Source organism: Brevundimonas diminuta 3F5N (assembly GCF_900163625.1).
Classification (GTDB): Bacteria; Pseudomonadota; Alphaproteobacteria; order Caulobacterales; family Caulobacteraceae; genus Brevundimonas; species Brevundimonas diminuta_A.
Genome location: NZ_FUIE01000020.1, coordinates 149,995 through 173,432, shown reverse-complemented (window position 1 = coordinate 173,432; position 23,438 = coordinate 149,995). Strand labels below are relative to the sequence as shown.

Below are 23,438 nucleotides of genomic sequence, written 5' to 3'. Positions count from 1 at the left end.
GGCTGTCGTCATGACTGTTCAAACGCCCGAAACTGAAGCCGCCGACATTCCAAAGGCCGATCCGGCCATGTTCTCCGATTGCGGCGACACGCCCTGTCCTCAACCCGTGCTGGCCGATCCGAAGAATGAGGCGGCGGTCCAGGCCGAGGGGTTGCGGATGCGCGACAACCCGGCCGAGTGGGCCTTCGTCCGCCTGTCCAAGCTGATCGAGGAGTTCGAGGCCAACCTCGACAAGGACGAGGAAATCGGCGCGCGCGTGGTCGGCCTGCCCGGCGACGGCGCCATGCAGATCATGGACGTCGGCTTCTGGGGGCCGGACCTGATCATGTTCTTCGGCCGCAACGCTGACGGCAAGCCGGTGCGCCTGATCCAGCACTACAGCCAGATCAACGTAGTGCTCAGCGCCATGAAAAAGCCGGAGGAGCGCGAGGCGCGCCGCATCGGCTTCCAACTCAGCGAGATGGTCGAGAAGACCAACCCGAAATAGTCCCTGATCGAGGGTGCGCCGCCCTTAGAGCGTCGCCGCCCAGTCGGTGGCGCGGATCAGGCTGTCGATGATGCCGGGCTCGCTGGAGGCGTGGCCGGCGTCGCCGATGATGTCCAGCTTGGCCTCGGGCCAGGCGCGGTGCAGGGACCAGGCGCCCGAGATCGGCGTCACCACGTCGAAGCGGCCTTGCGCGATCCAGCAGGGGATGTGGCGGATGGTTTCGATGTTCTCCAGAATCCAGTGCTCGCTGTCGAAGAAGCCGCCGTTGGTGAAATACCAGTTCTCGATGCGGGCGAAAGCCACGGCGAAATCGGGATCGGCGAACTTGTCCGGCTTGCCTGACGGCCCCTGGATGCTGACGGTCTCGCCTTCCCAGGTCGCCCAGGCCACGGCGCAGCGGTTGCGCTCCTCGACGTCATCGCCGGTCAGGCGCTTGTAATAGGCCGCCATCAGGTCGCCGCGCTCGGCTTCGGGGATCGGGGCCAGGAAACGCTCCCAGGCGTCCGGGAAAATCATCGAGGCGCCGTCCTGATAGAACCAGTGCAGTTCCTTTTTCGTCAGGAGGAAGATACCGCGCAGCAGCAGGGCCAGGCACCGCTCTGGGTGCATGATGGCGTAGGTCATCGACAGGGTCGAACCCCAGGAGCCGCCGAAGACCACCCATTTGTCGATGCCCAGCATTTCGCGCAGGCGCTCGATGTCGGCGACCAGGTCCCAGGTGGTGTTGTTCTCAAGCGAGGCGTTCGGCCGCGACAGGCCGCAGCCGCGCTGGTCGAACATGACGATACGGTATTTGGCCGGGTCGAAATAGCGCCGCATCCCCGGATTGACCGCTCCGCCGGGGCCGCCGTGCAGCACGATAACCGGCACGCCGTGCGGATTGCCGCTTTCCTCGTAGTAGATCTCGTGGACGCTGTCGGTTTGCATCCAGCCCGAGGCGTAGGCTTCGATTTCCGGGTAGAGGTCGCGGCGCACAGTATTGGTCACGAAAGATGCCCTTCTGAGAAAAGGATCGGTCAGGTCTGAAGCGGTCAGGCCTTGGCGGGATTGGACTGGAAGGCGGCGAAGATCAGCAGGGCCCATCCGGCGATCATCAGAGCGCCGCCGACCGGCGCCACCGCGCCCATGATCGGCAGGCTCAACAGCCCGATCATGGCCAGGGCCAGACAGAAGATCAGCCCGCCTGTACTGGCCAGCCATCCGGCCAGGCTCAACAGTCGGCTCGTGCCGAACAGCGCCAGGGCGGCGGCCAGGGCGGCGTGCACCATCTGATAGTGGCCGCCCGTGGTCAGCAGGGTCTTGATGGCGGGACCGGCGCCGTGAGCGGCGAAGGCGCCCAGGGCGACGGCCATGGCGCCGTTGAAACCGGCGAAAGCGAGCAGTTTGCGGTCAGGGCTCATGTCTAATGTCTAGACCACAAAAACCCCGAAGTCTGCTATCGCGCGCCGATGAAAGCTGCATCGCGCATGGCGCTGCAATATGTCCTGCTGTTCAGCGCCAGCGGCGTGACCCTGCCGTTCGCCGGCCTGTGGTTCCGTGACCAGGGGCTGAGCGGCGCCCAGATCGGCGCCTTGCTGGCCATTCCCATGCTGGCGCGCGCGGTGACGGGGCCGCTGCTGGCGGTCTGGGCTGACGGCTTCGTTCTGCGGCGCACGCCCATCGCCTTCCTGGGGCTGGTCATGGCGGTCGGCTACGGCGGGGCGGGATTGGTCGAGGGATTCGTCCTCTGGGCGCTGTTCTGGCTGTTGGGCGCGACGGCGGCGGCGGCCCTGATTCCGCTCAGCGACGTGATGACCCTGCGCGTCGCCCGGCGTGAGGGATTCGCCTTTTCGCTGCCGCGCGGGTGCGGCTCGGCGGCCTTTGTCGTCGCCAATCTGGCTATGGGCGCGCTGCTGACGCGCGTGACTTCGGACGCCGTCATCTTCTGGACGGTCGCCGCCTCCCTGTTGATCTCGATCACAGCCTGGCGCGTCCTGCCTGCCGAGCCGGTGTCTGAAGGCGGCCCCGTGTCGAAGCTTGAGCGATTTCAGGGGCTGGGGCGGCTGTTGCGACGCCCGGTCTTCATGGCCGCGATCTTTTCTATCGGCGCGGTGCAGGCGACGCACGCCTTCTACTACGGTTTCTCCGCCATCAGTTGGCGCGCCCAAGGCTTGGCCGAGAGCGTGACGGGGATGCTGTGGGCCTTTTCCGTGGTGGTCGAGATCGCCTTCATGTGGTGCGTCGAGCCGTGGCGCCGCCGTATCGGCATCGGCCCGTGGACCATGCTGTTCATCGGCGCGGGGGCGGCGGTCCTGCGCTGGAGCCTGATGGCCTTCGCCCCGCCGCTGTGGATGCTGATTCCGTTGCAGATGCTGCACGCCCTGACGTTCGCCGCCACCTATTTGGCCGGTGTGCAGATCGTCGAACGTCTGTGTCCGCCGGACAGCCACACCGCCGCCCAGACCTTGAGCTCGGCCCTTTCGGCCGGGGTGTTGATCGGTCTGGCGACCCTGGCCAGCGGGCCGCTGTACGACGCCGTCGGGTTGAAGGCCTATCTAGCCATGGCGGCGCTGGCGCTAGCCGGGGGGCTGGTCGGTCTGTGGGTGCGATCGAAGGAAGCGGCGTCAGGCCACGTTTGATCGGGGCAGGGGCGCCAGTCGACGCGCCATGGCCGAAGCGGCCGTCTTGACCGCCGTCCGGACCGTGTTCTCGCTCTCGCCGTTGGGAATCCGCAGCAGGCCGATGGACGGAGATTCCAGGCTGTCGGGCAGATCCGCCAGAATGCGATACAGGATGTAGCTTCCCGCATCCTCTTCGGCGTCAGAGTCGGCGATGGCCGAGACTCCCGCCTCCGTCAGATCGCGCAGAATGTCGGCGACCGGCGCCGTGACGCGCGCGATGCTGGGGCCGGTGCTGTCCAGGCGTCCCGGCTCGCCCAGACGGCGGTTCTCGGCGCGCATCTGCACCCGGATCGGTCCGGCGTGAACGGTGCGCCCGACCAGCAGCAGGGCCGAGCAATCGCCACGCGACAGCAGGCCCGTCAGAGTTTCGGCCAGGGTCTCGGCCGAGGCGTCGCCGGGCGTCGCCAAGGTACGCGCGCCGGGCGGGTTCCAGGGATCGCCGGACAAATCCTCGACGGGATCCCAGGCCCGATACGACGGCGACCAGGCGCAAATTGAGATGACGGGGCGCCGATCAGGGCGACCGTTGGAATCCAGACCCATCAAAGGAAATAGACCCCCTCTAGCGCCGTTGTGGCGCGCCGCAGCATGAACGGTGCTTTGAAATGCGGCGCCAGGTCAAGCCTGACCGGCGCCGCAATGGCGTAATGTAAAGGCGAGGTGGTCAGCTCAGATCGCCTACGGCGGCGTCCAGCAGCATGAAGGCGCGGCCCTCGTCGGTCGCCAGTCGCATCTGCACATCCTCGGCGTCGCCGCGTTCCGCCTGAAGCTTCAACCCATGGGCGAAGGCGCGGACATAGGCTTCGGCGTCAGCGCGCAGGGCGTCGTCGCTCAGCACCCGGCGAGAGACGCTGCGGACGGCGGCCGGAGCCACGCGGCGGACGATCTGGCGCGCCCGCGCCGGGTCGTGGCCGGCGAAGGCCTGCGCGGCCTCCTCTACGCGGGGGCGGGGCAACAGAGCGTTGGGGTCGACGCCCATACGTCGGATGGCCGAGGTGACGCGTCCAGCCAGGGCGTCGATCTCTTCCGGCGTGCCGATGGCGGCGTTCAGCTCCAACGGGACGGCAGGCTCGGCAGGCGCGGCGGGCGCCGATTCCGGTTGAACCAGATCGCGCCAGCTTAGGGCGTCGCCAATGCGTGTCGGCTCGGCGTGGGGCGGTTCAGGCGTCGGAGCCGAGCTCGGGGCCGTAGTCGGGGCCGGGGCCGTGGGGATCGGTTCGATCTCGGATTCGACCGGGTGTTCAGGGCGCATGCGGCCTCGCAGGCCAAGACCCGAAGCCAGGCCGGATGCGAGGCCCGGCGCAGCCGTCGGCCGCTTGGGCTCGGGCGCAGGCGCGACCTCGCGCGGGGCGGGGACTGTCGTCGGCCGGCGGCGCGGCTGGCCGCCCTCGCCGGAGACGGCGCCCATCAGGCGCACAGCCTCGGTCAGCATTTCATAGTTGCGTCGCACGCGATCCTGGAACCCGGCGTCCAGGGCTTCGGTGTCCTCGGCCGCCTTGCGCGAGGCGGCGGTCAGGGCGCTCAGGCCTTCTTCGACGGTGAGGCGCACAGCTTCGACGCGGGCGCGAGCTTCGTCGGGCAGGCGGGCGGCGCGCTGATCCATTTCGGCGACGGCCTGTTCGACCGAGGTCAGGGCGTCGGTGACCTGAACCAGGGTGGTCTGCAGGCTGTCGACCAGCTTCTGGCCGGTCAGATCCACCATGTCGGCCGTCTGGGCGACGATGCGGCGGGCGCCGTCGATGCGGGCTTCGGCGGCTTCATCAGCCTTCTGGGCGGCGTCGAACAGGGATTCGCCCAGGCGGTCGGCGCGAATCTGGGCCTGTTCGATCGCGGCCTGGGCGGCGGCGCGCTGTTCGTCCGCCGTGGCCTGAAGCGCCTCCAGCGAACGGCGGGTCTCCTCGACCAACAGGTCGCGAGATTCGGCGGCCAGGCTTTCAAAGCGGTCCAGCGACAGCTTGGTGGCGTGGTCGAAGCCGTCGGCCTCGCGCTGGGACATCTCGACCAGGGCCTTGAACTGATCGACCACGGCGTCGACCTGGGCCTTGATGGCGGCGGCGGCTTCGTCGCCGCGCAGATTGATGTCGTCGGCGGCGGTGCGGGTCTGCGACAGATGGTCGAGGAGCTGGGCGCGCTGGCTCTCGATCTGGGCCGAGAAGTCTTCTTGATCGGTGCGCAGGGCGTAGGCGGCCGTGACCAGGGCGGCGCGTTGCTGGCCCAGACCTTCCTCGACGGATTGAATCTGTTCGGCGACGCCGGAGCCGGCTGTCTCCAGCCGCAGGGTCTGGCGGGCCAGATCGTCGGAGGCGGCGCGGGCGGCTTCCTGGGCTTCGTTGGCGGCTGCCGCCAGATCGGCGGCGCGGGCGGCCAGGGCGGCTTCGGCCTCACGCAGTTGAGTCTGGGCCAGGTCAGAGGCGTCGGCCACCATGCGCGACTGACGCTCGACCGTTTCGACAACCGCCGAAGCCTGACCTTCCAGCTTGCCGCCGAGGACGCCCATCTGCTCGCGTTCGTGCGACAGTTGTTCGGCAAGGCGTCGCGCCGTCCCGCCGGCCAGTTCAGCGGCCTCGTTCAGCAGATTGGATTCCTTGACCAGGGCCTCGCGCAGCGACGCCAGGTCGCCCCGAGCGCGCTCAGCCGATTGCGCGGCGCGGTCGATGTCTTCGCGCAGAGTGTTCAGCACCTGCCCGGCCTGGTTGGCGGCCAGGGCGGTCGGCCCGACCAGGGCGTCGGCCATTTCCCGCGCGCGCTTCGTTTCCTGGGCCAGGCCCGCGCCCTGGCGCACGGCGTGGGCCAGCAAGATGGACAGGCCCACCGGCGCCAGCAGGATCAGGACGTAGACCGCCAGCCGCAGGGGATCGAGCTCCATCATCCCCGAGCCCAGTTCGTAGGCGAACCAGGAGGCGAGGCCGCCGACCCACAAGGCGGAGGCCAGACCCGCGATCAGATAGGCGTTGGCCGCGCCGTTGGACGCCGTCGCCTTGCCCTTGCGCTTGCTGGACGTCTTGGCCGGGGGCGAAGCAGGCGTGACGGTGGCGGGCGGGGCGTCGGCGGATTCGGCGAACGGCGACAGGGCGCGCGCGGCCTTTTCGGCCTCTGCGGCGCGCGCTTCGGCCAGCGCCTGTTGCTCGGCCAGGCGACGGCGCTGGCGCTCGGACATGGGGCGCTGGGGCGCGTCGGACAGCGGCTCCAGGTCGGTCTCGGGCGTCGCTTCGTCGAGGGTCTCGATCGCTTCGGGCGTGACCGAGGGATCCGTCTCTGTAGAGGCGGGTTCGGAGTCGGTCAGATTGAGCGGCGGCCGATGGCGGGATTTCATGGGCGTCGGTCTCGATCACTGATCGCCAGCGAAGGCGGCGAAGGGCGCAAGGCAGGGACCCTAACGGCTGGATCGTAAGGCGAAAAGGCTCGAGCGCGGATTAGATCGTCGTTTGCCGACGCGGGTCAGCGTGATCTGTGGATCAGCAGGACGACGGAGCGGTCACATGGACCGTGGTTGCGGGCTTGTTGTCGCCGCAATCCTGCACCCGTTGAATTTCGCGGTTCGGCTTTTGCGGGGCGTTCAGATCGACGCCGAATTGCGACAACGCCGCTGCGGCGAGCAGGGCGATCAGGCCGGCCAGCATCTCGATCAGAGCTTGCATAATCGCAGTATGCCAGAAACATCTTCGGGCGACAATGCGGCGAACAGATGAAGCGGCGCCATTGACCGGACTGATGCGAAAATGGAACGATCCGGCCTCACCGGCGTCTGAGTGAGATCAGGAGGGCCATCCGGCCGTCACGCGAATCAGCCATTGCGGGGGGTATGCGAGCAGACCAGTTCTATGAGGGCAGCCTGCTTGAGACGGCCACCGGAGTGTGGCGGTCCGCAAAGGCGCATCGGTTCACCCCCCTGATGGAGAACAATGCCTATTTCGACGCCCTGGCGTCGGCGCTGCACAAGGCCGAGCGTTCCATCCTGATTCTCGGCTGGCAGTTCGACCCGCGCACGCGTCTGGATCCGGAGGGACCGCTGAACGACCGGCGCGCCGAGATCGGTCATCAGTTGAAGGCTCTGGTGCGTCACAAGCCTGACCTGGACGTGCGCCTGCTGATCTGGCGCTCGCCCCTGCTGATCGCCGCCTCGCAAGGCTTCTACCCGCACAAGGCGCAGCGCTGGTTCCGGCGCCGCATCGTCGAGTTTCGACTGGACGGGCCTGGGATACTGGGCGCCTGTCACCATCAGAAGGTGGTGGTGATCGACAACCAGATCGCCTTCTGCGGCGGCGGCGATATCTCGACGGACCGCTGGGACACCGAAGAGCATTTTTCAGGTGATCCGCGTCGGTGCGAGCCGACCGGCGTCATTCCTGCGCCCAGACATGAGGTCATGTGCGTGATGGACGGCCCGGCGGCGCAGGCTCTGGGCGAACTGGCGCGCGAGCGGTGGAGGCGGGCGACCGGCGAGGTGATCGCGCCGATTACGGCCAAATGCGCGGATTCATGGCCGGAGCGCGTGACGCCCGCGTTGACGCAGGTGTCGGTCGGGATATCCCGCACCGAGCCTCAGGTGCGCGGCCGTTCCGAGGTGCGCGAGAACGAGGCCCTGCATCTGGAGGGCATCCGGCGCGCACGCTCGCTCATCTATATGGAGAACCAGTACTTCACCTCGCCTCTGCTCGCGGCGGCGCTGGCGGCGCGGCTGGACGAGCCGGACGGGCCGGAGGTGGTGCTGGTTTCGACCGGCCGCAGTCCCAGCTGGTTCGACGGCATGACGATGGACACAGCGCGGGCCGAGGTTCTGTACCGATTGGAGCAGGCGGATCGTCACGACCGCTTCACCGCCTTCTATCCCGTGACGGACGAAGGCGAGCGGATCATCGTCCACGCCAAGATGACTATCATCGATGACAAGCTGTTGCGGATCGGGTCCAGCAACCTGAACAACCGCTCGATGGGGCTGGATACGGAATGCGACGTTTCGGTCGAGGCTGAGACGGAAGCGCAGAGCGAGGTGATTCAGCGGTTCCGTCGTCACTCTCTCGGTCATTTCATCGGCGTGTCGGGCGACGCTTTCGCTGAGGCGGAGACCCTGCTGGGCTCGGTTGGTCAGGCGATTCAGACCTTTGGGCATGAACGCATGAAGCCGCTGGGCGCCACCGAGCCGACGCGGGTCGAGCGGATGTTCGCCGAGTGGCAGTTCGGCGATCCGGTGTCCTCTACAGACGCCTGGCGGCCGTGGAAGCGGCTGAACCGCTCGCACCGCACCCGACCCAAGTCAGAGGGCGGTCAGGCGCCGGGTTGACCTTTGGGCTGATCGATCTCGAAATCGATGATGAGCGGCAAGTGGTCCGAGGCTGCTCGCGCCAGGGGCGATGACGGGGTGCGTGCGCCGGTCACGCGGATCTCGCGGCTGACGAAGCAGTGGTCGATGCGGATGGCCGGGAAGGTGGACGGGAAGGTCTTGATCGAGGGCTTCAGCCCCAGCCGCCGCTGGGCGTCGTCCAGCCGCCGGGTCAGGGCCTGATAGGGGCGGGTGATGGAGGTGGCGTTGAAATCGCCGGTCAGGATGGTCGGCCCCTCGCACATCGGATCGCCCAGCCAGTCCCGACCGATCAGGGCGGCCGCCTGAAGCCGCTGCTCGCGCGGGACCAGGCCCAGGTGGGTGTTCAGGATGTTGACCACCACTCCGTCGAAATCGACCGCCGACCACAGGGCGCCGCGCGGCTCCAACCCCTTGAGGCCGGGCAGGGTGGGCAGGGCGGCGGCGCGCACCAGCCGCTCGGGGTGGTGAGTCAGGATGGCGTCGCCGTAAAGCTCGGCCTCCACCTTCATGGCGGGATGGAATTGCACGCTCATGGCCAGGCGCTGGGCGATGGAATCGGCCTGATCGACCCAGCCGGTGCGGGCGCGGCCCACGTCCAGTTCCTGCAGGCAGACGACGTCGGGCTCATGCTCGGCGATGACATCGGCGATGCGATTGACGTCCAGCTTGCGATCGACGCCGACGCAGCGATGGACGTTGTAGGTCAGAAGTCTCGGCATGGATTCCTTGCCCGCGATCGCAGCGACTGTCGCGCCTCAATGCGGCGGTCGCGAGGCCCCGATAACCGTCCTGATAACCGGACTAGATGACAACCAGTTTGTCGGGGATCTCGTTTTCATCAGCGGGCTTGGGCGGAAAGCGTTCCGCCAGAACCTGACCGCACAAAGCGATCGCCTTCTCGAAGCCCTCGACTGGGCGGTCGCGCCGCAGCGCGCCGGTCAGGGCGGCGACGGCGTCGGCCCAGACCTCGGGACTGACGCAGGAGTGGATGCCCTCGTCGGCCACCACCTCGACCTGATGATCGGCCAGGGCGGCGAAGATCAGAACGCCGGTGCGCGCCTCGGTGACGTGCAGGCCGTGAGCCAGGAACTGCTGCATGGCCGCGCGGCGGACGCGCGTGCGGCGCAGGGCGGCGGGCGTCAGAATCCTGCGTACGACCGGGATCAGCGACAACAGGAAGACGGCCACGAAGACGCCGGCCTGCACCAGTCCATAGGCGGCCAGCGCCCGTCCGATCTCGGCTGAGGCGGCGGGGGCGTGGGCGATCTCCCACCCGCCGCCGAAGGTCAGCCAGTCGCCGTTGAAGCCGAACGGAATCAGTCCGAGCGGCAGTAGCAGCGCCGCCGCCGCCGCCCAGCCCAGGCTGACGTCACGATAGGAGGACACCTGCCGCGCCACGACGCAGAAGATCTCGCCGGAGGTGTTCGCCTCGGCCTGGGCGATGGCCTGGGCCACCCTTGCGTGGTCGTCGTTCGTGAACTGCATCACCATCCCCCCGAGGCGCCGCCGCCGCCAAAGCCGCCGCCGCCGCCGCCGAAACCACCGCCGCCGAATCCGCCGCCTCCGCCCCAGCCTCCGCCGCCCCAGCCGCCGCGATCATCGTCGTCGCGGTTGCGCAGGGCCTCGCTGGCGGCCCAGATCAGGATGGGCGACAGGCCGTCGCCGCGCCCGCGCCGTTTGCGGCCGCCCGCCGCCGCGCCGACCATGCTGAAGAAGATGAAGGCGAACACCGCCAGGATGACGATGGCGGGCAGAACCGGCTTGGTCGTCGCTGTCGCCGCGCTCTTGGCCTCTTCGGCACGCGCCTGGGCTTCGGCCGGATCGGCGGTCAGTTGCGCGATGATGGAGTCGGTCCCAGCGATGATGCCGGCGGCGTAATCGCCCTGACGGAAGGCCGGCAGGATGTCGTTACGGATGATGAGAGAGGAATAGGCGTCGGTCAGTACGCCCTCCAGCCCATAGCCGACCTCGATCCGCACCTTACGCTCGTTCGGCGCGACGATCAGCAGGGCGCCGCCGTCGTTTTCCTTTTGCCCGATGCCCCATTGGCGACCTAGCTGATAGCCGAAGTCCTCGATTTCCTGGTCCTGAAGCGAGGGCAGGGTGACGACGACCAACTGGTCCCCGGTCTGCTGTTCCAGCGTGGCCAGTTTGCCGGTCAGGGCCTGTTCCTGTGCGGGCGTCAGCAATTGGGCGTCGTCGACCACCCGCCCGGTCAGGGTCGGGAACTTGATCTCGGCGGCCAGGCCGGCGCCGGGCAGGGCGGCCAGCCACAGCGCGAGGCCCAGCAACAGCGCGGGGATCAGGCCCCGCGCTGCGCCTTCCCTCGGGGCGAGGGGAAAAGGGTTCATTGCAGGCTTACTGCGCCGCCGGGGCGGGCGCGGCCGCAGGCGGCGTGGATCCCGGCGCGGCGCTGGGGGCGGGCGCGCCGCCGCCGGGCTGGGCGCCCAGGTCGAAGTTTACCGTTGGCGCGGATTGAGCCTCGGCCGTGGCGGTGAACAGCTGCATGGGCTTGGAGCCGCCGTGCAGGGTCTTGGCCCAGATCACGCTCGGGAAGGTGCGCAGCGTCGTGTTGTAGTCGCGCACGGCCTCATTGTAGTCGCGGCGCGCCACGGAAATGCGGTTCTCGGTACCTTCCAGTTGCGACTGCAGGGTCAGGAAGTTCTGATTGGCCTGAAGCTGAGGATAGGCCTCGACCGTCACCAGCAGTCGCGACAGGGCGCTGGAAAGCTCGCCTTGAGCTTGCTGATACTGCTGGAAGGCGGCGGCGTTATCGAGGTTGGAGGCGTCGATGTTGACGCTGGTGGCCTTGGCGCGGGCCTCGATCACCTGGGTCAGGGTGGTGCGTTCCTGAATGGCTGCGCCCTGAACGGTGGCGACCAGGTTCGGCACCAGGTCGGCGCGGCGCTGATACTGGCTCTGGACATCGGCCCAGGCGGCCTCGGCGCGCTCCTGCTTGGTCGGAATGGTGTTGTAGCCGCAGGCGCCCACGGCGGGGGCCAGGACGACGACAGCGGCGACGGCCGCGATACGAGGCGAAAATCCAGCCATGAAGAAGCTCCTGCGGGCGGCCCTCATGACCGCTGATCGCTAAAGACTATCGGGCCCGAAAGGCTCCGCTTCAAGGCTGGATTTTTGACGAAGATCTCAGCCGTTCAGGTCTTCCGGCTCCACGCCCGCCGCGCGGCAGGCGGCGGTGTAGGTGTTGGCTAGCAGGCAGGCGATGGTCATGGGGCCGACGCCGCCGGGGACGGGGGTGATGCGACCAGCGACTTCGACCGCCTCGTTGAAGTCCACATCGCCGACCACGCGGGTCTTGCCCTCGGCCGCCTTGACCGGATCACGCGAAGGGACGCGGTTGATGCCCACGTCGATGACGGTGGCGCCCGGCTTGATCCAGTCGCCCTTGATCATCTCGGGACGGCCGACGGCGGCCACAAGGATGTCGGCGGTGCGGCACAGGGCGGGCAGGTCGCGGGTGCGCGAGTGGGCCACGGTGACGGTGCAGCTTTCGCCCAGCAGCAGTTGCGCCATCGGCTTGCCGACGATGTTTGAGCGGCCGACGATGACGGCGTTCAGGCCCGACAGGTCGCCGAGTTGATCCTTCAGCAGCATCAGGCTGCCCAGCGGTGTGCAGGGGATCATGCCCGGCAGGCCGACGGCCAGGCGTCCGGCGTTGACGACGTGGAAGCCGTCCACGTCCTTGTCCGGCGAGATGGCGTCCAGCACGGCGGCCGAATCGATATGCTTGGGCAGGGGCAACTGCACGAGGATGCCGTGGATGCCCGCATCGGCGTTCAGCGACGCGATCAGGGCCAGCAGCTCGGCTTGGGTGGTTTCGGCCGGCAGGCGGTGGGTGTCCGAACGCATTCCGGCCTTCAGCGTCGTCTCGCCCTTGTTGCGGACATAGAGCTGGCTGGCGGGGTCTTCGCCGACGATGACGACGGCCAGGCCGGGCTTGACGCCATGGGCGGATTCCAGCCGTGCGGCGGCGGCCGCGACGCGCTCCACCAGGGTCTGTGAGAAGGCCTTGCCGTCGATCAGCGAGGCGCGAGCGGGTTCGACAGCCATAATTGGCTCCATCTGCCGGGAACTGGAAAGCGTTGCCGCGATTTACAGGCGCTGCGGTTCGGCGTCTATGATGACGCCAGCAAAGAGGTTTTTATGCGTTATTCCCTGTTCGCGGCGGTCAGTGCTGTCGCTCTTCTGTCCACCGGCGCCGCCTGGGCCCAATCGGCGACCGACGCCCGGCTGGGGGATGACATCCGCGGTCGGCTGGAAGACGGCGACGCCCGCACGCGCGGGAGCGACGGCTATCGCTATGACGACTATCGCGTGAACCTGCGCGCCGGTCAGCGGCTGGAAGCCGAGATGACGTCGGACGATTTCGACACCTATCTGGAAGTCTACGCCGAAGGCTCCCTGCGGCAATCGCTGGCCAGCGATGACGACAGCGCGGGCGATCTGAACGCGCGTCTGCGGTTCACGGCGCCCGAGGCCGGGGTCTACATCGTGCGCGCCCGCACCTTCTCGGGCATGGAGACCGGCGACTATCAGCTGTCGCTGAAGGAGCGCGCCGCGCCGCGGATGCCGCGGCCGGGCCGCATCGCCATCGGTCGCGATGAGACGGGCAGCCTGGGCTCCAGCAGCGCCGAGGATGACGACGGCAAGCGTTATGACGCCTACGCCTTCCGCGCGTCGGCGGGCGAGCGGGTGAAGATCGATCTGGAGTCCGACGACTTCGACAGCTTCCTGCGTGTCGGCCGCATCGTGAACGGCGCCTTCGTGCAGATGGCCGAGAACGACGACGGCGGCTCCAGCCTGAACGCGCGCCTGGTGTTCACGGCGCCGCAGGCGGGGGAATATCTGATCCGCGCCACCTCCTATAACGGCTCGGCCGAAGGCGACTATCGCCTGTCGCTGGAGCAGGGGCCGCCCGCGCCGACGGCGACGTCGGTGACGGTCGGCGAGGAGACGCGGGGCCGCCTGAACTCGGACAGCGCGACCAGCGATTCCGGCGCTCCGGCCGACCTGTATCGCTTCAGCGGCCGCGCCGGACAGCGCGTGGCGATCACCATGGAGGCGGACGGTTTCGACACCTACCTCGAACTGTTCGACGCCAACCACAACAGCCTGGCGACCGACGACGACAGCGCCGGCGATCTGAATGCACGCCTGACCCACACCCTGGCCGAGGACGGTGATTATCTGATCGAGGCGAGGGCCTTCTCCAGCGGCGAGGGGCCTTACACGCTGAAGATCGAGGAGATCGCCCCGCCGCCGCCGCCGTCCGCCATCGCCTTCGGGCAGACGGTCGAGGGCGAACTGAAAAACAGCGACGCCACCGATGATGACGGTCGCCTGTATGACGCCTTCGTCTTCAGCGGGACCGAAGGGCAGCGCATCCAGGCCGTCATGCGGTCCGGCGACTTCGACGCCTATCTGCAGCTGAGCGAAAACGAAGAGGAATTCAACGAGATCGCCAGCGACGACGACGGTCTGGGCCAGGGAACGGACGCGCGTCTGATCTTCACTCTGCCGGAAACGGGCGAATATGTGCTGCGCGCGCGCTCGTGGTCGCGCGACGCCAAGGGCCTGTATGCGCTGGAGCTCCAGGATCTGGGCGACGAACCTTCGCCCGGCAGCCTGCTGATCGGCTCGACCGTGCGCGGGCGGCTGAGTGAGCGGGCCAGCCTCACCGATGACGGCGTCTACTACGACGCCTATCACTTCAAGGCCAAGGCGGATGAGAAGCTGCGCTTCACCCTGATCGCCAGCAGCTTCGACGCCGTGGTCGAGGTCGGCGAGGAGAAGGACGGCGACTACTTCAAGCTGGAAGAGGACGATGACAGCCTGTCCGACACCCATGCCCGTCTGAACTGGACGGCGCCGCGCGATGGTTCCTATGTGCTGCGCGCGCGTAGCTTCGGCTCCAACTCGACCGGCGACTATGTGCTGATCACGGAGCGGCAGCCCTGAGCGAACCTGACGACGCCGCCGCCTCGGCCCTGATCCTGGGCCGGAAAGACCAGCACCTAGACGTGGTGCTGGCCGGCGGCGGGCGTCATGCCCTGTCTGCGGGCTTTGACGACTGGCGCTTCGTGCACGAGGCCCTGCCGGACCTTGATCATGCACGCATCGATCTGGGCGTCGACTTCCTGGGGCGGCGGCTGAAGGCGCCTTTCCTGATCAGCGCCATGACCGGCGGCCCGGCGCGCGCCGGGGCGATCAACGCCCGCCTGGCCGAGGCGGCGCAGTACCTGGGCATCGCCCTGGCGGTCGGCTCGCAGCGGGCGGCGCTGGAAGGCGGCGCGGCGGGCGGGCTGGACTTCTCGCTGCGGCTGAAGGCGCCGGATACGCCCATCCTGGCCAACATCGGCGCGGCCCAGCTGACGCGCGGCTTCGGTCGGGACGAGGCGCGCCGGGCGCTGGACATGATCGGCGCCGACGCCCTGGTCGTTCACCTGAACCCGCTGCAGGAGGCCTGTCAGCCGGAAGGCGATCGGGACTGGTGGGGCGTAGGGGCGGCGCTTCAGGCCCTGATCCGCGATCTGGACGCGCCGGTCATCGTCAAGGAGACGGGAGCGGGGATTTCGGCCGTGACGGCCCAGCGCTTGATCGCCATGGGCGCGGCGGGGGTCGATGTCGCCGGAGCTGGCGGCGCCAACTGGGGTCTGATCGAGGGCGAGCGCGCGACTGATGCGGCGGACAAGGCGCATGCCCTGGCCTTCGCTGACTGGGGCATTCCGACCGCGCGCGCCCTGGCTGAGACACGCAACGCCTTGCCCGACGCCCTGCTGATCGGATCGGGCGGCGTGCGTGATGGCGTAGATGCGGCCAAGGCGATTCGCCTGGGCGCCGATGTCGTCGGCATGGCCTCGGGCGTCATCCAGGCGGCGACCGTCTCGACCGAGGCGGTCATCGAACGGTTCCAGCTCGCCATTCGGCAACTGCGAACCGTATGTTTTTGCGTAAACGCTTCAAATTTAGCGGCTTTGAAACGAGTTTCGTTGCTTCCTGTCAAATAAGCTGGGCATTTTCGCCCTACGATTTTTGCGTCGCACCCAAGGAGATTCCCATGCGCGCCCTGTTGATGACGTCGGTTCTCGCGTCCTCCCTGCTTCTGGCCGGCGCCGCCGCGGCCCAGAGCTCCATCCGGCCTGGGCAGACCGTGACCGGCAACTTCAGCAGCAAGGACGCCCGTATGGACGACGGGTCGCACTACCGTTGCTACGTGGTGCAGACCCAATCGGGCCAGGCCTATACGGTGACCATGCAGTCGTCGGATTTCGACACCTTCCTGATGGCGGGCGCGGGCACGGATTGCGACGAGACCTCGGTGACGAACGACGACGGTCCGGACATGGGGACCGACTCGCAACTGCGCTTCGTTTCCAACGGCGGGAACTGGATCATCCGCGCGAACACGCTGAGCGAGGGCCAGACCGGCTCCTTCCGCCTCAGCGTCTCGGAAGGCCAGCGCCTGCGCCCGACCACCCAGATCGTGCCGATCTCGGTCGGTGAAAGCCGCCAGGGCCGACTGGAGTTCAGCGACCGTCAGGCCGACGACGGCTCCTTCTACGACTGCTACGTCCTGAACGTCAGCCGCGGGGGCAATGTCTCGGTCCGCATGGATTCGGCGCAGTTCGACGCCTACCTCTCGCTGCACGAAGGGCCGCAATGCGACGGCGACAGCCTGGCCTCCGACGACGACAGCGGCGGCGGCACGAGCGCCATGGTCACTCAGGACCTGCGCCCCGGCTCCTATTCCTTCCGCGCCAACAGCCTCAGCTCGGCGCAGGAAGGCGATTACACCGTCTCCGTCACGACGATGCGCTGACAAGGAAAAGGCCCCGGTTTCGCCGGGGCCTTTTTCAATAGAAGACGCTGTCTGATGCGGCCCGCGTGTCAGGCGCCGGCGGGTCTTTGAGCGCGGACTGGCGAGCTTCACGCTCAGCCGCGTAGTCGGGCTGAGGCGTATCGAAACCGAAACCGTAGTCGTCCTGCTTCAATTGCGGAGCGGGCGGAGGCGCTGTGGGTCGGATAATGGTCGGAGGCGCGTCATGCGTCGGCGGCGTAGGCAGGTCGGGCATCAGCTCCAGCCAGGCGCTCTCGACATAGGGTTCGTCGTCGCCGGGCAGGGCAGCAAGCCGTTCGGGATCGTGTTCGTATCCGCCCCGCAGCTCCCCAACAGCCATGATGGAGCCGACGGGCAGATCGGGTTCGACGGGCGGCACGACGTCGATGGCGACGGCTGAGCCTGATGCCCGCCCGCCATGCGCCGCCGAGGTCGAATTCCAGGCGGCCCAGCCCGCCGCGCCTAGTCCGGTCAGGACCAGGGCGGCGGATGCCAGAATGATGGCGCTTTTGTTCATGGTCGGCGGCATCCTGCGTTCGTGCCTATTACGAAAGCGCTCAACCGCCGTCCGGTTCAAGCCGAAGGCAACAGATCGCCGGCAAAGGCCCGGTAACGGCCTGCGCGCACGCCTTCCGTCGCACGAGCGATGTCCGGCGCGAAATAGCGGTCTTCCGTATAGGCGCCGCAGGCCTCGCGCACGATGGCGTAGGTCTGCTCCAGTTCCGGCGACGAGGTCAGCGGACGGCGGAACTCGATTCCCTGCGCTGCTGCCAGCAGTTCAATGCCGACCACGGTCGCCGTGTTGGCGGCCATGTCCAGCAGGCGACGTGCGCCGTGGGTGGCCATCGACACGTGGTCTTCCTGGTTGGCGCTGGTCGGTACGGTGTCGATGACGCAAGGATGGGCGACCATGCGGTTCTCGGCCACCAGGGCCGCAGCCGTCACCTGGGCGATCATGAAGCCCGAGTTCACGCCGCTGTCCTTGACCAGGAAGGCGGGCAGGTCGGTCATCTTGGGGTCGACCAGGATGGAGGTGCGACGCTCGCTGATATTGCCGATCTCGCACAGGGCCATGGCGATCTGATCGGCTGCATATGCAACAGGTTCTGCGTGAAAGTTGCCGCCCGAGATGACGTCGCCATCCTCGATGAAGACCAGCGGATTGTCGGTCACGGCGTTGGCTTCACGCTCCAGCATGGCGGCCGCGTTGCGCAGCACGTCCAGCGTCGCGCCCATGACCTGCGGCTGGCAGCGCAGCGAGTAGGGGTCCTGCACCTTGGCGCAATCGTGACGATGGCTCTCGCGGATGGCGCTGCCGCTCAGCAACTCGCGCAGGCGCCGGGCCACGTCGATCTGGCCCGGCTGGCCGCGCAGGGCGTGGATGCGGGGATCGAACGGCGCGTCCGAGCCAAGCAGGGCGTCGACCGACAGGCCGCCCGCGGCGATGGCGGCGGCGAAGACGTCTTCGGCCGCGAACAGGCCGGTCAGCGCCAGGGCCGTCGAGCACTGGGTGCCATTCAGCAGGGCCAGGCCTTCCTTCGGGCCTAGGACGACGGGCTTCAACCCGGCCTTGGCCAGAGCCGACACGGCGTCCAGCACCTGGCCCTGATAGCGGGCTTCGCTGACGCCGATCAGGACGCACGACATATGGGCCAGCGGCGCCAGATCGCCTGAAGCGCCGACCGAGCCCTTGGCCGGGATCAGCGGCAGGACCTCGGCGTTGACCATGCCGATCAGGGTCTCCAGCGTGTGACGACGCACGCCCGAGGCGCCCTTCGACAGGCTGGCGATCTTCAGCACCATCAGCAGGCGGGTGGTGTCCGCGCTCAGCGGCTCGCCGACGCCGCAGGCGTGGCTGAGCACTAGGTTCTTCTGAAGGGTTTCAAGGTCTTCCGCCGCGATGCTGGTGTTGGCCAGCAGGCCGAAGCCCGTGTTGATGCCATAGACGGTGCGGCCTTCGTCCAGGATGGCGGCGACGACAGCCGCGCCCTTCTCGACATTGGCCCAGGCGGCGTCGGTCAGGCTGACCGTGACCGGGCCGTTGAGGACCGAGCGAAGCTGGGCGAGGGTGAGCGGCGCAGCGCCGATTTCAATGGTGGTGGTCATAGGCTTACAGGTCCAGCGAGGGCAGGTTCAGGCCATGTTCGCGCGCGGCGTCCTTGGCGATGTCGTATCCGGCGTCGGCGTGGCGCATGACGCCGGTGGCCGGGTCGTTCCACAGAACGCGCTCCAGACGCTTGGCGGCTTCTTCGGTGCCGTCGGCGACGATGACGACGCCCGAGTGCTGGCTATAGCCCATGCCGACCCCGCCGCCGTGGTGCAGCGACACCCACGACGCGCCCGATGCGGTGTTCAGCAGGGCGTTCAGCAGGGGCCAGTCGGACACGGCGTCCGAGCCGTCCATCATGGCCTCGGTCTCGCGGTTCGGGCTGGCGACGGAGCCTGAGTCCAGATGGTCGCGGCCGATGACGATGGGGGCGCTCAGCTCGCCCGAAGCGACCATCTCGTTGAACATCAGACCCGCGCGGTGGCGGTCGCCTAGACCGATCCAGCAGATGCGCGCCGGCAGGCCCTGGAAGGCGATGCGCTCGCCCGCCATGTCCAGCCAGCGGTGCAGGCCGGCGTTGTCGGGGAACAGCTTCTTCATCGCCTCATCCGTCTTGCGGATGTCCTCGGGATCACCCGACAGCGCGGCCCAGCGGAACGGGCCGATCCCACGGCAGAACAGCGGGCGGATGTAGGCGGGCACAAAGCCGGGGAAGTCGAAGGCGTTCTCGACGCCTTCGTCAAAGGCGACCTGACGGATGTTGTTGCCGTAGTCGGTCGTGGGGACGCCCATCTTCTGGAAGTCCAGCATGGCCTTGACGTGGGTCGCCATCGACGCGCGGGCGGCGGTCTCGACGGCGGCCGGGTCGCTGACGCGCTTCTCTTCCCACTCGGCGACGGTCCAGCCCGAGGGCAAATAGCCGTTGACCGGGTCGTGGGCGCTGGTCTGATCGGTCACCAGATCGGGGCGAACGCCGCGCTTGACCATTTCAGGCAGAAGATCAGCCGCATTGCCCAACAGGCCGATCGACAAGGCTTTCTTGTCCTTGAACGACTGCTCCAGCAGGGCCAGGGCTTCGTCCAGCGTTTCGGCCATGACGTCGACGTAGCGGGTGCGCAGGCGGAACTCGATGCGGCTACGCTGGCACTCGATGGTGATGCACGAGGCGCCGGCCATGGTCGCGGCCAGCGGCTGGGCGCCGCCCATGCCGCCCAGGCCCGCCGTCAGAATCCACCTGCCCGACCAGTCGCCGCCATAGTGCTGGCGACCCGCTTCCATGAAGGTTTCATAGGTGCCCTGAACGATGCCCTGGGTACCGATGTAGATCCACGACCCGGCGGTCATCTGGCCGTACATGGCCAGACCCTTCTTATCGAGTTCGTTGAAGTGCTCCCAGGTCGCCCACTTGGGCACCAGGTTGGAGTTGGCGATCAGCACGCGCGGCGCGTCGGCATGGGTGCGGAAGACGCCGACCGGCTTGCCCGACTGGACCATCAGCGTCTCGTCGGCTTCCAGCTTCTGCAACTGGTCGACGATGGTGTCGAAGGCCTGCCAGTTGCGGGCCGCTTTGCCGATGCCGCCATAGACGACCAGGTCTTCGGGACGCTCGGCCACCTCGGGGTCAAGGTTGTTCATCAGCATCCGCATGGCGGCTTCGGCCGCCCAGGTCTTTGCGGTCTTTTCCGGCCCGCGCGGGCTGCGGATGATACGGGTGTTGGGCGTGGCCATCGAATCCTCCATGCGGCGTCAGCCGCCGTCGTGCGTTGGTCGCACTGTTATGTCTAGACATTATTGCGTGCAAGAGGCATTTTCGTTTCATGGATCAGGAGCCGCTTCATCGCCGCATCGCGGGCGACATCGAGCGCCGCATCGCCTCAGGCGAGTGGCGGCCGGGTTTCCGCATCCCGACCGAGGCTGAATTGACGGCGGAATACGGCTGCGCCCGCATGACCGTGTCGCGCGCCATGTCTGATCTGGCGTCGCGCGGGCTGGTGGTGCGGCGGCGTCGCGCCGGCACGGTGGTGGCTCATCCGCCGCTGCATTCCTCGGCCCTGGTTTCCATCCCCGATATTCAAGGCGAGATCGAGAGCCGGGGCCTGGCCTATTCCCATCGCCTGCTGGGCCGCATCGTCCGCCCGGCGAGCGGCGAGGAAGACGGGCTGGGCGAGCGGGTGATCGAACTGCAGACCCTGCACCTGGCCGACGGTTTGCCGTTCGTTTTCGAGCGCCGTCTGATCTCCCTGTCCGCAGCGCCCGAGGCGGAGGCCGCCGACTTTACGACGCAGCCGCCGGGCGGCTGGCTATTGGCCCACATGCCCTGGACCGAGGCCGAGCATCGCATTTCTGCCGTCGGCGCCGACCGCGAGACGGCGGCGGGCCTGGGCCTGGCTGACGGCGCGCCCTGCCTGCGGCTGGAGCGCCGCACTTGGCGCGACGGCCACGGCGTGACCTGGGCCTCACAGATTTTCCCCGGCGCGGCCTATGATCTGGTCGCGCGCTTTTCCCCGACCAAAGGATGACCCTGATGAGCCAACCGTCTGAAGCCCTGGGGTGGCGTTCTGTCGGCGATCTGGTGGGCAATCACCCCGACGCTCCCGTCGCTCTGATCGGCGCGCCGCTGAACGAGCGGTCGCTGACGCCGGGCCGTTGTGACCTGGGGCCGAAGACGCTGCGCGGCGTCTTGCCGCGCTTGTCGACCTATGACGTCGAGACGGGTCTGGAGCTTGAGATCAAGGTCCACGACGCTGGCGATGTGACGCTGAAGGCCGTTTCGCCGTTTGACGCCTTTGAGCCCGTGCGCGACGCGGTGGCGGCTCAAGCGCGCCGCGACCTGACCATTCTGGTCGGCGGCAACAACGCCATCACCCGGCCGGGCGTTCACGCTCTGGGGCTCGAGCGCGTCGGCGTGCTGACCCTGGACGCCCATTTCGACCTGCGCGACACGGATCAGGGCCTGACCAACGGCAATCCGATCCAGGCCCTGCTGGATGACGGCATGGACGGCCGCCGTATCAGCCAGGTCGGCCTCGCGCCCTTCGCCAACACCCGCCGCGCCCATGAAAAGGCCGAGGCCGCCGGCATCAGCGTCCGCACCGCCCGCGAGTGCCGCCAGCGTGGTCTGGCCAATATCGTGGTCGAGGAGTTGGAGCGCCTGTCGTCCCTGTGCGAGGTCATCTACGTCGACTTCGACATCGACGTCATCGACCGCAGTCAGTGGCCCGCCAGCCCCGGCGCGCGGCCGGGAGGGGTTTTGGTCCACGACTTCTTCGACGCCGCCCGCGCCATCGGCGCGCACGCCAAGGTCCGCGCCGTCGACCTGACCGAATACGACCCGTCGCTGGAAATCGGCGATCTCGGCTCCCTGACGGCGGGCCGCTGGTTCTGTGAAATTCTGGCTGGAGTAGCCGCGCGATGACAGGACGTTGGGCGTCGACCTTTGTTTTCCTGCTAGGATGTGTAGGCGCTGCTCCCGCTTGGTCCTGCACGTACTTTGCTCCGACCTACGCCGAGAGTCTGGACTTTCAGCAGGGTTTGTGGAGGGACGCAGACGCCGTTTTCCTAGCAAGAGCCAAACCTGTAACGGAGGCCCGGAGCCAGCTCCGCCCCATGGTTGCCCTTCATGGAAGTACTCCGCCTGGGAAAAGCATGACCAGTGTCAGTACCAATTGTGGTGAGGCGCCTGCGGAGGGTGTTGTGATCGCTTTTACTCGCCGCATTAGAGTTAGCGACATGCCTTTGGAGCCTTGGCGTTGGGGGCGTTGGTACGTGATCAGCCATTTGGCCCCGGCCGAGGTCGTTGATCCACAGATGGTAGAAGCTTTGAGACAGGCCGCTGGAAGGCTGGAAACTGACGAATGACACTGACTTACGACCGTCTCATCACTGACTGCCACGTCGCCGTCATGACCGAGGGTGGAGCGCCCTATGGCGCGATCGAGGACGCCGCCATCCTGATCAAGGACGGGCGCATCGCCTGGGTCGGGCCGCGTGCGGACCTGCCTGTGCACAAAGCTGTGGAAACCGACAGTCTGGGCGGGCGCTGGGTCACGCCGGGGCTGGTCGACTGTCACACCCATCTGGTCTTCGGCGGCGACCGTTCGGGCGAGTTCGAGCGGCGGCTGGAAGGCGCGACCTATGAAGAGATCGCCCGCGCCGGAGGCGGCATCGTCTCGTCCGTGCGCGCCACGCGAGAAGAGAGCGAGGATCAGCTCTACGTCTCGGCCCTGGCGCGGCTGGAGGGGCTGAAGGCCACCGGCGTCACCACCGTCGAGATCAAGTCCGGCTATGGTCTGGATCACGATAGCGAGCTGAAGATGCTGCGCGTCGCTCGCCGCATCGGGCGCGAGGCCGGGGTGCGGGTGCGCACTTCCTACCTGGGCCTGCACGCCGTCCCGCCGGAGCATAAGGCCGACCGCGCCGTCTATGTGGACAAGGCTGTGGATGAAATCCTGCCCGCCGCCCACGCCGAGGGGCTGGTCGACGCCGTGGACGCCTATTGCGAGCCCATCGCCTTCTCGGTCGAGGAGGTCAGCCGCCTGTTCGACAAGGCCGAGGAATTGGGCCTGCCGGTCAAGCTGCACGCCGACCAACTGTCGGATGGCGGCGGGGCGGCGCTGGCCGCCCGCTATCAGGCGCTGTCGGCCGACCATATCGAGCACACGACCGAGGCGGGCGTGAAGGCCATGGCCGAGGCGGGCGTGGTGGCGGTGCTGCTGCCGGGCGCCTTCCTGATGCTGCGCGAGACTCAGGCGCCGCCGATCGCCCTGCTGCGCCAGCATGGCGCGCGCATGGCGGTGGCGACGGACTGCAACCCCGGCACCTCGCCGGTCGCCTCGATGACGGCGGCGATCAATCTGGCCTGCGTCCAGTTCCGCCTGACGCCGGAAGAGGCGCTGGTGGGCGCCACGCGCAACGCAGCCCGCGCGCTGGGCCTGCAGGACGAGATCGGCACGCTTGAGGCGGGCAAGGCCGCCGACCTGGCTGTTTGGGATATCAGCCGCCCGGCGGAGCTGGCCTATTGGTTGGGCAAGCCGCTGCTGCATCGCCGCTATCTGGCGGGACGCGCGGCCTAGGACTAGCGTCGC

Annotated in this window: 22 protein-coding genes; 9 read left to right on the top strand and 13 right to left on the bottom strand. The window is 67.7% G+C overall.

Annotated features, from left to right (window positions below):
* Positions 1–10: 10 nt before the first annotated feature.
* Positions 11–487, top strand: a complete 477-nt coding sequence (locus FM111_RS04195; RefSeq protein WP_087139470.1) for a DUF6173 family protein — start codon at positions 11–13, stop codon at positions 485–487.
* Between the two features lie 24 nt (positions 488–511).
* Here the strand turns inward: FM111_RS04195 and pip are convergent, their stop codons facing one another.
* Both pip and FM111_RS04185 read right to left on the bottom strand, forming a co-directional pair.
* Complete coding sequence (gene pip, locus FM111_RS04190) at positions 512–1,474, bottom strand: prolyl aminopeptidase (RefSeq protein ID WP_087139469.1); 963 nt, start codon at positions 1,472–1,474, stop codon at positions 512–514.
* Positions 1,475–1,518: 44 nt separating this feature from the next.
* A complete protein-coding gene (locus FM111_RS04185; RefSeq protein ID WP_087139468.1) occupies positions 1,519–1,887 on the bottom strand; it encodes a DUF423 domain-containing protein in 369 nt (122 codons plus the stop codon).
* A 48-nt stretch (positions 1,888–1,935) separates the two neighbouring features.
* On the opposite strand from FM111_RS04185, the gene FM111_RS04180 reads away from it, so the two are divergent.
* A complete protein-coding gene (locus tag FM111_RS04180; protein WP_087139467.1) occupies positions 1,936–3,105 on the top strand; it encodes an MFS transporter in 1,170 nt (389 codons plus the stop codon).
* Here FM111_RS04180 and FM111_RS04175 read toward each other — a convergent pair.
* The 3 genes from FM111_RS04175 to FM111_RS04165 form a co-directional block, all read right to left on the bottom strand.
* Entirely contained in the window at positions 3,091–3,594 is a 504-nt protein-coding gene (locus FM111_RS04175) for a hypothetical protein (protein WP_256968086.1), read from the bottom strand. The two genes, FM111_RS04180 and FM111_RS04175, sit on opposite strands and share 15 nt — an antisense overlap.
* Before the next feature lie 217 nt (positions 3,595–3,811).
* Positions 3,812–6,460 carry a tipN gene (locus FM111_RS04170; protein WP_087139465.1) on the bottom strand — a complete coding sequence of 883 codons (2,649 nt, stop codon included), beginning with the start codon at positions 6,458–6,460 and terminating at the stop codon, positions 3,812–3,814.
* Between the two features lie 142 nt (positions 6,461–6,602).
* Positions 6,603–6,785: a hypothetical protein gene (locus FM111_RS04165; protein ID WP_087139464.1), complete on the bottom strand. Its 183-nt coding sequence runs from the start codon at positions 6,783–6,785 to the stop codon at positions 6,603–6,605.
* 164 nt (positions 6,786–6,949) lie between these two features.
* Between FM111_RS04165 and FM111_RS04160 the strand changes: the two genes are divergently transcribed.
* Positions 6,950–8,428 (top strand): phospholipase D-like domain-containing protein, encoded by a 1,479-nt coding sequence (locus FM111_RS04160; RefSeq protein WP_087139463.1) that lies wholly within the window; start codon positions 6,950–6,952, stop codon positions 8,426–8,428.
* Here the strand turns inward: FM111_RS04160 and FM111_RS04155 are convergent.
* The 5 genes from FM111_RS04155 to folD all read right to left on the bottom strand — a co-directional run bounded on the left by FM111_RS04155 (position 8,413) and on the right by folD (position 12,520).
* On the bottom strand, positions 8,413–9,168 hold the full coding sequence (locus FM111_RS04155) for an endonuclease/exonuclease/phosphatase family protein (RefSeq protein ID WP_087139462.1): 756 nt from the start codon (positions 9,166–9,168) through the stop codon (positions 8,413–8,415). The two genes, FM111_RS04160 and FM111_RS04155, sit on opposite strands and share 16 nt — an antisense overlap.
* 82 nt (positions 9,169–9,250) lie before the next feature.
* Positions 9,251–9,940, bottom strand: a complete 690-nt coding sequence (locus tag FM111_RS04150; RefSeq protein WP_087139461.1) for a TPM domain-containing protein — start codon at positions 9,938–9,940, stop codon at positions 9,251–9,253.
* Positions 9,934–10,800, bottom strand: a complete 867-nt coding sequence (locus FM111_RS04145; RefSeq protein ID WP_179205012.1) for a TPM domain-containing protein — start codon at positions 10,798–10,800, stop codon at positions 9,934–9,936. Before FM111_RS04145 ends, FM111_RS04150 begins: the two co-directional genes overlap by 7 nt.
* Before the next feature lie 7 nt (positions 10,801–10,807).
* The gene (locus FM111_RS04140) at positions 10,808–11,500 is read right to left on the bottom strand and encodes a LemA family protein (RefSeq protein WP_087139498.1); all 693 of its coding nucleotides are present in this window, start codon (positions 11,498–11,500) and stop codon (positions 10,808–10,810) included.
* A 96-nt stretch (positions 11,501–11,596) separates the two neighbouring features.
* Positions 11,597–12,520, bottom strand: a complete 924-nt coding sequence (gene folD / locus FM111_RS04135) for a bifunctional methylenetetrahydrofolate dehydrogenase/methenyltetrahydrofolate cyclohydrolase FolD (RefSeq protein WP_087139460.1) — start codon at positions 12,518–12,520, stop codon at positions 11,597–11,599.
* A gap of 93 nt (positions 12,521–12,613) precedes the next feature.
* Here folD and FM111_RS04130 point away from each other — a divergent pair, with 93 nt between their 5' ends.
* From FM111_RS04130 to FM111_RS04120, 3 genes are read left to right on the top strand one after another with little or no spacing between them, the layout of a single operon-like run.
* The gene (locus FM111_RS04130) at positions 12,614–14,428 is read left to right on the top strand and encodes a PPC domain-containing protein (RefSeq protein ID WP_087139459.1); all 1,815 of its coding nucleotides are present in this window, start codon (positions 12,614–12,616) and stop codon (positions 14,426–14,428) included.
* Entirely contained in the window at positions 14,425–15,477 is a 1,053-nt protein-coding gene (gene fni / locus FM111_RS04125; protein WP_306299137.1) for a type 2 isopentenyl-diphosphate Delta-isomerase, read from the top strand. The genes FM111_RS04130 and fni overlap by 4 nt, the downstream gene beginning before the upstream one ends.
* 50 nt (positions 15,478–15,527) lie before the next feature.
* Positions 15,528–16,289, top strand: a complete 762-nt coding sequence (locus tag FM111_RS04120; RefSeq protein WP_087139457.1) for a peptidase — start codon at positions 15,528–15,530, stop codon at positions 16,287–16,289.
* Positions 16,290–16,323: 34 nt separating this feature from the next.
* On the opposite strand, the gene FM111_RS04115 is transcribed toward FM111_RS04120, so the two are convergent.
* Genes FM111_RS04115 through hutU form a run of 3 tightly spaced genes read right to left on the bottom strand, consistent with a single transcriptional unit; the run spans position 16,324 to position 20,082 of the window.
* Entirely contained in the window at positions 16,324–16,824 is a 501-nt protein-coding gene (locus FM111_RS04115; RefSeq protein ID WP_256968085.1) for a hypothetical protein, read from the bottom strand.
* A gap of 56 nt (positions 16,825–16,880) precedes the next feature.
* Positions 16,881–18,413, bottom strand: coding sequence for a histidine ammonia-lyase (hutH, locus tag FM111_RS04110; protein WP_087139455.1), 1,533 nt, complete (start codon positions 18,411–18,413; stop codon positions 16,881–16,883).
* A 4-nt stretch (positions 18,414–18,417) separates the two neighbouring features.
* Entirely contained in the window at positions 18,418–20,082 is a 1,665-nt protein-coding gene (gene hutU / locus FM111_RS04105; protein WP_087139497.1) for a urocanate hydratase, read from the bottom strand.
* 89 nt (positions 20,083–20,171) lie between these two features.
* Between hutU and FM111_RS04100 the strand changes: the two genes are divergently transcribed.
* The 3 genes from FM111_RS04100 (at position 20,172) to hutI (ending at position 23,426) form a co-directional block, all read left to right on the top strand.
* Positions 20,172–20,873: a UTRA domain-containing protein gene (locus FM111_RS04100; RefSeq protein ID WP_087139454.1), complete on the top strand. Its 702-nt coding sequence runs from the start codon at positions 20,172–20,174 to the stop codon at positions 20,871–20,873.
* 5 nt (positions 20,874–20,878) lie between these two features.
* The gene (locus FM111_RS04095; RefSeq protein WP_256968084.1) at positions 20,879–21,769 is read left to right on the top strand and encodes an agmatinase family protein; all 891 of its coding nucleotides are present in this window, start codon (positions 20,879–20,881) and stop codon (positions 21,767–21,769) included.
* A gap of 439 nt (positions 21,770–22,208) precedes the next feature.
* Positions 22,209–23,426, top strand: a complete 1,218-nt coding sequence (hutI, locus tag FM111_RS04090) for an imidazolonepropionase (protein ID WP_087139452.1) — start codon at positions 22,209–22,211, stop codon at positions 23,424–23,426.
* Positions 23,427–23,438: the final 12 nt, after the last annotated feature.